The sequence below is a fragment of the Candidatus Competibacter phosphatis genome (assembly GCF_012939995.1).
GTDB classification, from domain to species: domain Bacteria; phylum Pseudomonadota; class Gammaproteobacteria; order Competibacterales; family Competibacteraceae; genus Competibacter; species Competibacter phosphatis.
On the sequence record NZ_SPMZ01000088.1, the window covers coordinates 1 to 12295 of the forward strand.

A 12295-nucleotide genomic window follows, 5' to 3' on the forward strand; every position below is an offset into this window, starting at 1 on the left:
ACGCCTATACAGCGACGGTCTTGTTGCGCTTGCTGGCCGAGGCCCGCGAGGGTGGGGTGCTGCCACCGGCCCTGTTCACCTGGTTGAAAGGCGTGGATCGGCCGCTGTGGTACGCCTTGAATTCGCTGGGACGGCGGATGCCGTTCGTCGAGGCGGCGGGTGCCCTCGCCCATTACCGCGCCGAGCGCGCCGCCGGATTCGCGATGCCCGCCCCCCGCATCGACGCCGCGATGGACGGGTTGTGGCGGGAGGTCCTCACGCTCGCGCCCCCTGATCCGAAATCCGACACCAAGCCCACACCCGACATTGAGCCGTCCACCGGCTTCCAGGAGACCTGAGCCATGTTTGTTTTCACCCGTCGTTCCACGCTTCCTGTCCTGTCTCTCGTGCCCGGCGCCGTGGTCCGTTTCCAGGCGGAGCGGGTGACACTGTGGCCCGTTTCGACCACGCAAGCAACCATGCTGACCGTCGAGTCGCTACCGGCGGGCGGTTACGGGGTCCTCGCGAAGACAGAGGAGGGCCACACCACGCTCCTCGCGCACTATCCGAGCCGACGGACCGCCCGCCATCAGTTGCGCCGCCTCGCCGGCGGGAGTCCTGGGCGCTGGCGCCGTCCGCTGGGGGGCGCCGCGCTCGCCGCGTTGCTGCTGTTTCTGGTGTGGTTCTTGTTCTTCGTGCCGTCCGGTCCCTTACCGGATCGCGCGCCACCGTCCGGTCCCACCGGGAGGCCGCCGGTCGGCGCGACGGACCCGGCGCCCACCTCGGTCCCGCCCGCCTTGGTCCCACCCGCCGTGCCCTCCGACGACGGTCCCGCCTTCGTGGACGATCCGGTGGAACGCGTGCGGGAAGCGCCCGCCGCGCCGGAGTGATGCAACGGCCGCCCGCATGAACAAAGATCCGCTGTACGGCATCGATCTCGACCGGGCCGTCACCGCGCGCGACGCGCAGCGCGATTCCCGGACGCTGGGGCAGCGGTTGGCCGCCGCTGGCCGCGATCCGAACGTGCTGGGCATCGCCTGTTTCGTGCTGGCGGGCGTGGTGTGGTGCGTTCCCGCGCTGGTGGATCTCGGCGCCCTCGGTGGCCTCGCCATCGGCCTTTGGGCCTGGCGCGTGCGGCCCGTGCTCCCTTTGAAACTGCCCGCGACCCATCGGGGTCTCGACCCGCACGAATGGGCACCGGGCACGCGAACGCCCCAGCCGGCGCGCGGCCTGGCGTTTCTCGGCAACGACCGGACCACGAACGAGGAACTGTATCTCTCGGACGACGACCTGCGAACCCATCTGCTGGTCCTGGGCGGGACCGGCGCCGGCAAGACGGAGGCCATGACCAGCCTGGCGGCCAACACCCTGCTGTGGGGATCGGGTTTTACCTATGTCGATGGCAAGGGCGATGCCCGTCTCTGGACCCAGATCCAGGCGATGGCGCGGGCCTGCGGGCGGGAGGATGACGTCCAAGTCCTGAACTTTCTCACGGGTTCCACCGACGTCGATCCCCACGGGCCGGGCGCGGCGCGGCTGTCCAACACCTTCAACCCGTTCTTGCACGGCTCGGCGGACGCCATTACCCAGTTGTTGATCGCGCAAATGGCCGAGGCGGGCGGCGACTCGGCCACCTGGAAGGACAAGGCCATCGGTCTGCTGACCGCCTACGTGCGGACGCTGGTGGCGATGCGGGATCGCGGGCGCGACGAACAAAATCGCCCGTTTACCCTCGATGTCGGCGCGTTGCGGGCCTATCTGCCCCTGGATAACCTGATCGATCTCTACCTGCGCGCCCGCGACCGGGTCGAGGGCTTCGCCGTGCCGGGTCCGGCGCTGGAGTCCTTGCAAACCTATCTCGAATCGGTGCCCGGTTTCCAGGACCCGGCCCGCCTGCTGGCGCAACACGGTCAACGGCTTTCCGCCGAGTTGATCCGCGCCCGCGCCTATCCGTTGCAACCCGATCCGCAAACCTACCTGCAACACGGTTACCTGCAAAACCAGTTCAGTCGGATGTTCGGGCAACTGGCCGACGTCTACGGCCACATTTTCCGGGTGGGGGAGGGCGAAATCGATTTGGCCGATATCGTGTTGCAGCGTCGTATCCTGGTGGTGATGTTGCCCGCCCTGGAAAAAAGTCCCGACGAACTGGCCAGTTTGGGCAAGCTGCTGATCGGCGCGCTGAAAACCATGCTCGCCATGGGTCTCGGTGCCCGGCTGGAAGGCAGCCATCGCGAGGTGATCGACCGCCGGCCGGTCGCCGCCCTCGCGCCGTACCTGGGGGTGTTCGACGAGTACGGCTATTACGCGGTCCGGGGGTTCGCGGTGGTGCCCGCCCAAGCCCGGAGCCTCGGCTTTTCGATGTGTTTCGGTGGACAGGACCTGCAAAGCTTCGGCAAGGCATCGCGGGAAGAAGCCGCCGCCATCGTCGCCAATACCCTCACCAAGGTCGGGATGTTCGTCGAGGACCCCCAAGAGACGATGGAACTGTTCGAGAAGCTGGGCGGCCAGGCGCTGGCCGTGCAAGGCAGCGGGTTGACCCAAAGTGACCACGCTCTGTTGGCCGGGTTCTACCGCGCCGCGCCGAATGCCGTCTACGAGCGCCGCCCCCGCATCGATCCCCTCGATCTGCGCGCCCAACACACCGGCGAGGCGCACGTCCTGCGCGGGACCACCATCGTCCGCGCGAAGCTGTTCTTTGCGGGGACGTTCCGGTTAGCCGCGTATCGCCTCAATCGCTTCATTGCCCTGGGCGCCGCCGATACCTTAACCCCATCGGCGGCGTTGACGCCAACGGTCGCCGACGGCGTGGCCACGTTCTCGGACAGGGCGCCAGGGCCGGCCATGCCCGCCGCGTTGGCCGAGCGGAATCGGATCGTCACGACGCCGTCGGCAGGCGCCACCGTGGCGGAATCCTTCGCCCACCGCCTGATCGACGACTATTTGCGGGGGCACCCGGAGCAAGAAGCGGTGAGGGAGGAATCGGTGAGGGAAGAACCGGCCAGCCGGGAGACGGCATCCGCCGTCGATCCACCCACCGCCGTCGATACGACCCACCCGCCTGTTCCGTCCGACGAAGCGATCCGGGCGACCGTGGAGGCGGTCATCGCCGAAAGCGTCCGACAGGACACGCCGGCTGGCGTGGAGATCCTACCCCTCGAAGCGGAGGAGAGCGATTTCGACGCCGAGGGCTTTCTCGCGCCGCCGGGCGAACTCCCGGCGACCGCCGCGCCGCCCATCCCCAGGAAATCCTCGACCGCGCCCGCGTCAACGGTGACGCTCGATCCGCCGCCCGTCGCGCGCCCTCGTCCACGCGCCGCGTTACCCCGCGTGGCGGTGGACCGATTGGAGGAGCTGGCAGCGCCGGACGCCGTGTTTAACCTCGATGTGCGCGAGGTTCATCCCACCGGGGAGCGGGAGGATACCGGGGAGGGCTAGCGAATCAAGGCGCATCTCGGCTCGACGATGTGACAATACTGTTGAAGTTGTGGAAAATAATAAGGACAACAACGCCGTAGGGAAACACAATGATGGTTCCACCCGCCGATGCTCCGCAAGCCGATGTATTGATCGTCACCGCCACCAAAGTCGAGAGCAAGGCGGTGATCGCCGCCTTCGCCAAATTGACCGGCCAATCCGCTAATTCAGTGCGAGTGGGTCGTCGTGTGTATCGCGATCTTGGTGAAGTGAACGGGACGCGCGTGTTTCTGGCGCTGACCGAAATGGGTGCGGGTGGATTGGGCGCTTCGCAGCAGGCGGTGCAAAAAGGGATCGACGCACTTCGGCCCGGCGCGGTTTTCCTCGTGGGTATCGCCTTTGGTGTAGACGAGAAAAAGCAGCGGATTGGGGAAATTCTTGTCTCTCGGCAGCTTCAACTCTACGACTTGCAACGGGTCGGCAAAGACCAAATGGTCTTGCGCGGTGATAAACCGCATGCATCCGCGCAGCTGATCGATCATTTTCGTCATGCCGAATTGGAGTGGGACGAGTCCATGGCGCCAGTGGATTTCGGCCTTCTGCTCTCCGGCGAAAAGCTGGTGGACAACCATGACTATCGGGAGCAACTGAAACAGTTTGTACCGGAAGCGATTGGCGGCGAGATGGAAGGAGCGGGCCTGTACGTCGCCTGCCAGGATGCCAAGGTGGACTGGATCGTGATCAAGGCCATCTGCGACTGGGCCGACGGCCACAAGAAACGCAATAAAACGGCCCGCCAGCAGTTGGCCGCTGGCAACGCCGCCGCATTCGTGGCTCACGCTCTACAACAAGCCCCGCTGAAGCGACCGGAGTCGCCGATGGAACAACCTCCTACAACGGCCAACAACACGGATTCCGGTGCGGTCGCCACCCAAGGCGGCGTGGCCGCCGGAGCGTACGGCGTGGCGGTTGGCGGGAACGTAAATGGTGACATTCACCTTCATAACCCACCCGCGCCGGAACCCTTTTCGCCGGCCCTGCGCGACGCCTATTTGCAGCGAGTCATGGAGCGCTGCGGCATCCTGTCCCTGACCGGCATCGATCCGGCCGCCGCCGGGCAACGCGACACCGACCCGCAACTGCGCCTCAACGCGGTCTACACGGCCTTGCTCACCCGGTCCCCCCGACCGGAGGAGGGCAACGGTCTCGAACCGCGCGCGTCGAAAAAGCAGACAGAGGAAGAACTCTTGCGCTCGGCGCTGGAACAGCTCGACCGCCAGCAACGGTTGGTGCTGCAAGGTGATCCCGGCAGCGGCAAGAGCACCTTCGTCAACTTCGTCGCCCTGTGCCTGGCGGGTGAAGCCCTGAAGGACGGGCAAGCCAACCTGCGCCACCTGACCGCGCCCTTGCCGGACGAGGCAGGCAAAGATGGGGAAAAGTGGCAACCGTGGCGGCACCGCGCGCTGCTACCGGTACCAGTGGTGCTGCGAGACTTCGCCGCCACCGGCCTGCCGGAACGCGGTGAGGCGACCGCCGAAACTTTGTGGAACTTCATCGCCCAAGAATTGAAAGCCGCTTGTCAGGCGGAATGCGTGGACTGGCTGCGGCACGAACTGCGCGAGCACGGCGGTCTATTGCTGCTGGACGGACTGGATGAAGTGCCCGAAGCCGAACAACGGCGAGAGCAGGTCCAGCGGGCGGTCGAAGCATTTACGCAAAGCTTCGGCAAGTGCCGGATACTGGTCACCAGCCGCACCTACGCCTACCAGAACCAAGGCTGGCGGCTGCAAGGTTTCGCCGAGGCCACGCTCGCCCCCTTTTCGGACGGGCAAATCCGCCGCTTCGTCGCCCGCTGGTACGAGCTGACCGCTGATCTGGGACGCTTGCCCGCATCGGAAGCCGCCGGGCGGGCGGAGCTGCTGAAACGAGCGATTTTCAACCGGCCCACCCTGCACGAACTCGCCCAGCGTCCGCTGCTGCTGACCTTGATGGCCAGCCTACACGCCTGGCGCAGCGGTGACCTGCCGGAGAAGCGGGAAGCGTTGTACGCCGAGACCGTCGATCTGCTGCTCAACCGTTGGGAACAGCGTCTCGTCCGCCGCGACGAGCAAGGCCAGTATCACTGCATCCAGCCCAGCCTGGCCGAATACCTGAAAACCGACAAAGACCAGGTACGCGCGGTGCTGGAAGCACTGGCCTTTGAGGTGCATCGGTGCCAGTTGGATTTGACCGGGACAGCGGATATCGCCGAGAAAGACTTGGCCTACCGGCTCTTCGATCTCCGCAACAATCCCGACGCCAACCCCAAGCGGCTGGTGGAATATCTCCGGGACCGGGCGGGATTGCTGTACCCGCGCGGGGTCGGGGTCTACACCTTTCCCCATCGCAGCTTTCAGGAATACCTCGCCGCCTGTCACCTCACCGACGAGGAATACCCGGACCGCATCGTCGAGTTGGCCCGCGCCGAACCCAACCGCTGGCGGGAAGTCGCATTGCTGGCGGGCGCCAAGGCGGCCAGAGGTACGGCCGCGAGCTTGTGGCAACTGGTGGACGCCCTGTGCTTCCGCGAGCCGACCGACCCCGCTGTCGAACCCGCCGACGCCTGGGGCGCCCAGATCGCCGCCCAAGCCCTGATCGAGACCGCCAACCTCGCCAAAGTCGGCCTCGCCAACCAGCGTAAATTGGCGCGCGTCCAACGGTGGTTGGTGACGCTGATGCGCGACGAGCGGTTACCCGCCACCGAACGGGCCTTGGCGGGCGACAACCTGGCTGCGCTGGGCGATCCGCGCTTCGACGCCGAACACTGGCATTTACCCGCCGAACCGCTGTTCGGGTTTGTCGAAATCCCCGCCGGTCCTTTTATGATGGGCAGCGATAAGCAGTGGGACAAGCAAGTAGCCAATGATGAATTGCCGCAACATGAAGTAAATCTACCTGGTTACTACCTGTCCCGCTGGCCGGTGACGGTGGCGCAGTTCGCCGCCTTCGTCCAGGACAGTAGCCATGCCCCAGACCCAAATAGTCTGAGGGGGATTGCCAACCATCCGGTGGTGCGGGTGAGCTGGCGCGATGCGGTAGCGTATTGCCGCTGGCTGAATGAGCAGCTGCGCGAACTCGCCCCCGAACGATTGACCACGGCAGACCCTCTGCCCGAATCCGAACGCCGATTCTGGCAAGGGCTGGCCGAGGGTTCCCTGGGCATCGGCTTGCCCTCGGAAGCGGAATGGGAAAAAGCGGCGCGCGGCGCGGATGGCCGAATTTATCCCTGGGGAAACCAACCCGACCCCAACCGTGACAACTACGGCGATACCGGCCTCAACGCGACCAGCGCCGTGGGTTGCTTCCCCGGCGGCGCCAGCCCCTATGGCTGCGAGGAGTTGAGCGGCAACGTCTGGGAATGGACCCGCAGTCTGTTTGGCGACTATCCCTACCCCCCGGAAGGTACGGAACGCCGGAGGCGAGAAGACCCGGCGGCCACCGGCCGCCGGGTGCAGCGGGGCGGCGCGTTCCGCGACGATGCGGGGATCGCGCGCTGCGCCTGCCGCTTCGACAGCGGTCCCGCCGACCGCGGCGTCAACGTCGGTTTTCGGGTGGTGGTGTCCCCATTGGTTTGCTCTGATCGATGAAAACTCTGATCTCTGGTCGCGCCGATTTGGACAGCAAGGGCGACTTGCCGCTACCATTCCCCTCCATCATGACCACGCCCGATATGCCCATCTTCACCCGCACCTTCGACCTGCTCGGTTGGTTGTTGCAAGCGAGCCATCATCTGCCGCGCGCGCACCGACACGATTTCACCAAACGGTTGTTGGACGCTGCTTTCGACCTGCGGGAATTGCTGGAGGAGGCGAACGCGCGGCGGGGAGATGCCCGCCGGGAACGCTTGGCACGGGCCGACGAAGCGCTGGCCAAGCTGAGGCTGTACTTGCGGTTGGCCAACCGGCTGGGTTGGCTGTCGGCGGGGCAGTACGGCCACGCTGCCGAGCAGGTCGCGGAAGTCGGCCGACTGCTGGGGGGTTGGGCAAAAGGCCAGTCATGCCTGAGCAACGGCGGGTTCGCGCGCGGTGAGCCCGCCTTGCGGGGACGGACCCGAAACGCCGCCGGGTGCTGCGGGGCGGCGCGTTCCACAACAATGCAAGGAACGCGCGCTGCGCCGACCGCAATCACAACAACCCCGACAACCGCAACGACAACAACGGTTTTCGGGTGGTGGTGTCCACGCTCTCCAAGTCCGGGAATACCTGGCGGGGTTTTGTGCCCTTCCGGGCCGAGGAGAATGGCGGGGTTCGTTCCTGGCCGCGCCTCCCGACAAGCACGGGGCCGGGCGAATAGCAACCGTCCCGTCCCCTGGTTACCTGGGACGGGACTTTCTTGTTTCCAAGGCGCCGTCCAAGGATTCGGCGAATCGCGCCTGCGATGGGTCGGCGGGCAAGGATGACCAATCTAGCGGAAATCGCCCTTTGGGATAATTTGCTGCTGGCGTTCCGCAAAGCCAGCAAAGGCAAGCGAGGCCGTCCCGAAGTCGCGGCCTTCGAATATCGGCTGGAAGATCACTTGGTCGAGCTGGGTAGCGAGCTGCGCGAACGCCGTTATCGGCCCGGTTCCTACGCCAGCTTCTACATCCACGATCCCAAACGACGGCTGATCAGCGCTGCGCCCTTCCGGGACCGGGTGGTTCATCACGCGCTCTGCAACCTCATCGAGCCAACATTCGAGCGTGGCTTCGTGGCTGACAGCTACGCCAATCGGATCGGCAAAGGGACGCATCGCGCGCTGAATCAGGCCCAGCACTTCGCCCGGCGGTTCGGCTACGTGCTGCAAGCCGACGTGCGGCAATTCTTTCCCAGCGTGGACCACGCCATTCTGCGCGCCATTCTGGCGCGCAAGCTCTCGGAGGCCGGCGTTCTCTGGCTGATCGATCAAATCCTGGCCAGCGGCGTGGGTGTTCTGGCTGAGGAATACCGGATGGTCTATTTTCCCGGCGACGATCTGTTCGCGGTCAATCGTCCGCGCGGCCTGCCCATCGGCAACCTGACCAGCCAGTTCTGGGGCAACGTCTACCTCGATCCCTTGGATCACTTCGTCAAGCGTGAACTGCGCTGTCCGGGCTACGTGCGGTATGTCGACGACCTGCTGCTGTTCGGCGAGGACAAACCTACCCTGTGGAGCTGGCGAAATGCTCTCGTGGAACGGTTGGCCGCGCTGCGTCTGACCTTGCATCTCGGCGCCCAGCCCCGACCGGTCGCGGAAGGTATTCCGTTTCTGGGGTTTACCGTCTATCCGGGTCGACGGCGACTCAAGCGGCGTAAAGGGGTGCAGTTCCAGCGCAAGCTGCGCGGCCTAGTTCGAGCCTGGGAATCGGGAGAGCTGGATACCGAAACGCTGAAGGCCAGTTTGTCGGGCTGGATCAATCACGCGCGATACGGCAACACCGTGGGGCTGCGCAAAGCCGTGTTAAGGGTTGTTCCCGATAAGGAGACTCTATACTGATAAGGGTTTTTCTACACGAATCGGAGGATTTCGAGATGGACATAGCCACTGTGGCGGCCGGGGTAACCACGGCGCTGGTTCCGGCGCTGCCGTTCTTGGTGAAGGCTGGCGAAAAGGGCATGGAGACCCTGGGTGAGAAAGTCGGTGAGGGTATCTCGGCAACCGCCCAGGCGTTGTGGCGAAAACTCTGGCCGGCGGTGAAAGCCAACCCGACGGCGACGGCGGCGGTTGAGGACGTGGCCGCCGCGCCCGACGATGCGGATTTCCAAGCGGCGCTGCGGGCGCAGATCAAAAAAATTGCTGGCGGCCGATTCATCGCTACTTGCCGGGTTGGCGCAAGTGCTGGAAGCGGCCGGCCATCCCCAGCAAGCGGCCAACTTCGGTGACGGGGCCATCGCCCAAGGGCCGGGAGCGGTCGCCGCCGGTAAAGGCGGGGTCGCCGTCGGCGGCGACGTGCATGGCGGGGTGAACATCGGCCGAAAGGAGTAGAAGACGACGCCCAGCCATGTCGACTTTTTTTTCAGCGATTGCTCAGCTGGATCACCGCCGCGCTCGGCGGTCCAGCGCAAAGCCCGTCGGAACCGCCGCCCGGAACCCGCGCGACGGGTATCGCCGAGAATGACGGTTCGGGTGCTGTCGCTCTAGGCGACAGAACCGTCGCGGCGGGAGCGGGTGGGGCGGCGATCCAGGGCAACGTCTACGGTAACGTTGCGATCACGAATGTACCGCGCGCCGAACCAGACGCCGAACGCGATCTGCGCGTCGCATACCTGTCCCGCGTCAGAGAACAGTGCGGTACCCTTTCCCTGGCGGGCATCGACCCCGCCGCCGCCAGTCAGCGAGATGCCGAGTCCCGCCTCCGCTTGGACGCCGTTTACACCGCCTTGTTGACGCGCACGCCTCGCGAGCGTGCCGAGGAACGGGATTCGGAAGTCCAGCATCGCCGCCCGGACCACGACGAACCGCCGCTGTCCGCCCTGGAACAACTCGACCGCCATCCCAAGCTGGTGCTGCAAGGCGACCCCGGCAGCGGCAAGAGCACCTTCGTCAACTTCGTCGCCCTGTGTCTGGCAGGCGAAGCGCTCGGAGACGAGCGAACGAACTTGCGCCACCTGACCGCACCCTTGCCGGACGGCGACCGCGACGAGGATCAAACCTCACAATCCTGGAGTCACGGCGCGCTGCTGCCGGTGCCGGTGGTGCTGCGGGATTTCGCGGCCACCGGATTGCCGCGCGACGGAGTCGCCACCGCCCACCACTTGTGGGCTTTTATCGAAGCCACGCTGAAAGCGGCCTGCCAGGCGGAATGCGTGGACTGGCTGCGGCACGAACTGCGCGAGCGCGGTGGCTTGCTGCTGCTGGATGGGCTGGACGAAGTACCGGAAGCCGAGCGGCGCCGGAAACAGGTCAAACAAGCGGTCGAAGATTTCGTCAAGAGTTTCGGTAAATGCCGGGTGTTGGTCACCAGCCGCACCTACGCCTACCAGAACCAGGGCTGGCGGTTGCGAGGCTTTAGCGAAGCCGCGCTCGCCTCCTTTTCCGACGGGCAAATCCGCCGCTTCGTGGCGAACTGGTACGCCCACGCCGTCGATTCGGGGCGGCTGAAGCAAGAAGACGCCGCCGGGCGAGCAGAACTGCTCAAGCAAGCCATTTTCAACCGGCCCGCGCTATACGAGTTGGCCCAGCGTCCGCTGCTACTGACCTTGATGGCCAGCCTGCACGCCTGGCACGGCGGCAGCTTGCCGAACAAGCGGGAAGCGCTGTACGCCGAGACTGCCGATTTGTTGCTCAACCGCTGGGAGCAACGCCTGATCCAGCGCGAGGCAGACGGCCGCATTCAGTTGATTCAGCCCAGCCTGGCCGAATATCTCAAAGTGGAACGGACCCAGGTGCGCGGCGTGTTGGAGTCGCTGGCTTTCGAGGCGCATCGAGCGCAACCTGAACTGACCGGCACGGCGGACATCGCCGAAGACGCGCTGGCCGGTCACCTGCTGCGGTTGAGCGCCAATCCCGACGTCAATCCCCGGTTGTTGGTGGACTACCTGCGGGACCGCGCTGGTGTGCTGTATCCCCGTGGCGTCGGTGTCTACACCTTCCCCCACCGCAGCTTTCAGGAATACTTGGCCGCTTGTTACCTGACCGACGATGACTACCCCGACAAGATGGCCGACCTCGCACGCGCCGACCCCGACCGCTGGCGGGAAGTGGCGTTGTTGGCGGGGGCCAAGGCGGCCAGAGGTTCGGCTTCCACCCTCTGGTTGCTGGTCGAAGCGCTCTGTTGGCGCGAGCCCGACGATTCGGTTGCCGCGATCGCCGAGGTTTGGGGCGCCCAGATCGCCGCGCAGGCGATTGTGGAAACCGCCGATCTGTCCCGCCTCAGCCCCGCCAACCAAACCAAGCTCGCCCGCGTCCGTCGCTGGCTAGTCAAACTGCTGCGTGACGAGCGGTTACCCGCTACCGAACGGGCCTTGGCCGGCGACAACCTCGCCGTCTTGGGCGACCCGCGTTTCGATGCGGAGCATTGGCACTTGCCTGCCGAACCACTGTTCGGCTTCATCGAAATTCCCGCCGGCCCTTTCCTGATGGGCAGCGACCGGCGGCACGACGCGGAAGCGGATGATGACGAATGCCCGCAACACGAGGTGAATCTACCCGGCTACTACCTGACTCGCTGGCCGGTGACGGTGGCGCAGTTCGCCGCCTTTGTGGAAGAAAGCGGCTTCCAATCGAAAGATCCAGATTGTCTGAAGGGCGTTGCCAACCATCCGGTGGTGTGGGTGAGCTGGCACGATGCCTTGGCTTACTGTCGCTGGCTGAACGAAGAGTTACGGAAGCACGCCCGCGAACGACTGGTTGCGGAAAAACCGCTGTCCGAGTCCGAATGCCGATTCTGGCAAGGACTGGCTGAAGGTTCCCTGGGCATCAATTTGCCCTCGGAAGCGGAATGGGAGAAAGGAGCGCGCGGGACGGACGGGCGGATTTATCCGTGGGGAAACGATCCCAACCCCAACCGCGCCAACTACGACGAGACCGGCCTCAACGGAACCAGCGCGGTGGGCTGTTTCCCTGGCGGCGTCAGCCCTTACGAGTGCGAAGACCTGAGCGGCAACGTCTGGGAATGGACGCGAAGCTTGTGGGGCGAGGATTTGGACAAGCCGACTTTTGCCTACTCCTACGATTCGTCCGACGGGCGGGAGGATCTCCAAGCACCCGATAACGTCCGCCGGGTGCTGCGGGGCGGCGCGTTCCTCGGCGATGCGGGGCTCGCGCGCTGCGCCGCCCGCTTCCACTTCAACCCCGACGGCCGCAGCGGCGTCATCGGTTTTCGGGTGGTGGTGTCCCCATTGGTTTTCTCTGATCGATGAAAACTCTGATCTCTGATCGGCCGGTGGATTGGTCGCCAGGAAAA

The 12295-nt window shown here is 65.2% G+C and carries 8 protein-coding genes; all 8 read left to right on the forward strand.

Features of this window, described 5'->3' with window-relative positions:
- The coding region (locus tag E4P82_RS20385) for a secretion/conjugation apparatus DotM-related subunit (RefSeq protein WP_478219238.1) at positions 1–338 on the forward strand (338 nt) is incomplete at its 5' end.
- 3 nt (positions 339–341) lie between these two features.
- Positions 342–869, forward strand: a complete 528-nt coding sequence (locus E4P82_RS20390) for a hypothetical protein (protein ID WP_169250597.1) — start codon at positions 342–344, stop codon at positions 867–869.
- 16 nt (positions 870–885) lie between these two features.
- Positions 886–3417: a hypothetical protein gene (locus E4P82_RS20395; protein WP_169250598.1), complete on the forward strand. Its 2532-nt coding sequence runs from the start codon at positions 886–888 to the stop codon at positions 3415–3417.
- Positions 3418–3506: 89 nt separating this feature from the next.
- Positions 3507–7022: an SUMF1/EgtB/PvdO family nonheme iron enzyme gene (locus tag E4P82_RS20400; RefSeq protein WP_169250599.1), complete on the forward strand. Its 3516-nt coding sequence runs from the start codon at positions 3507–3509 to the stop codon at positions 7020–7022.
- Positions 7019–7834 (forward strand): diversity-generating retroelement protein Avd, encoded by an 816-nt coding sequence (gene avd, locus E4P82_RS24010; RefSeq protein ID WP_169250600.1) that lies wholly within the window; start codon positions 7019–7021, stop codon positions 7832–7834. The genes E4P82_RS20400 and avd overlap by 4 nt, the downstream gene beginning before the upstream one ends.
- Positions 7831–8886, forward strand: coding sequence for a reverse transcriptase domain-containing protein (locus E4P82_RS20410; protein ID WP_169250601.1), 1056 nt, complete (start codon positions 7831–7833; stop codon positions 8884–8886). The genes avd and E4P82_RS20410 overlap by 4 nt, the downstream gene beginning before the upstream one ends.
- Before the next feature lie 35 nt (positions 8887–8921).
- On the forward strand, positions 8922–9272 hold the full coding sequence (locus tag E4P82_RS20415; protein ID WP_169250602.1) for a hypothetical protein: 351 nt from the start codon (positions 8922–8924) through the stop codon (positions 9270–9272).
- Between the two features lie 141 nt (positions 9273–9413).
- Positions 9414–12251: an SUMF1/EgtB/PvdO family nonheme iron enzyme gene (locus E4P82_RS20420; protein WP_169250603.1), complete on the forward strand. Its 2838-nt coding sequence runs from the start codon at positions 9414–9416 to the stop codon at positions 12249–12251.
- Positions 12252–12295 lie beyond the last annotated feature (44 nt).

Excerpts from the sequence above, each read along its gene's own strand:
- E4P82_RS20415 (WP_169250602.1), top strand. The coding sequence starts at position 8,922 with ATGGACATAGCCACTGTGGCGGCCGGGGTAACCACGGCGCTGGTTCCG.
- E4P82_RS20400 (WP_169250599.1), top strand. The coding sequence starts at position 3,507 with ATGATGGTTCCACCCGCCGATGCTCCGCAAGCCGATGTATTGATCGTC.
- E4P82_RS20390 (WP_169250597.1), top strand. The coding sequence starts at position 342 with ATGTTTGTTTTCACCCGTCGTTCCACGCTTCCTGTCCTGTCTCTCGTG.
- E4P82_RS20410 (WP_169250601.1), top strand. The coding sequence starts at position 7,831 with ATGACCAATCTAGCGGAAATCGCCCTTTGGGATAATTTGCTGCTGGCG.
- avd (WP_169250600.1), top strand. The coding sequence starts at position 7,019 with ATGAAAACTCTGATCTCTGGTCGCGCCGATTTGGACAGCAAGGGCGAC.
- E4P82_RS20395 (WP_169250598.1), top strand. The coding sequence starts at position 886 with ATGAACAAAGATCCGCTGTACGGCATCGATCTCGACCGGGCCGTCACC.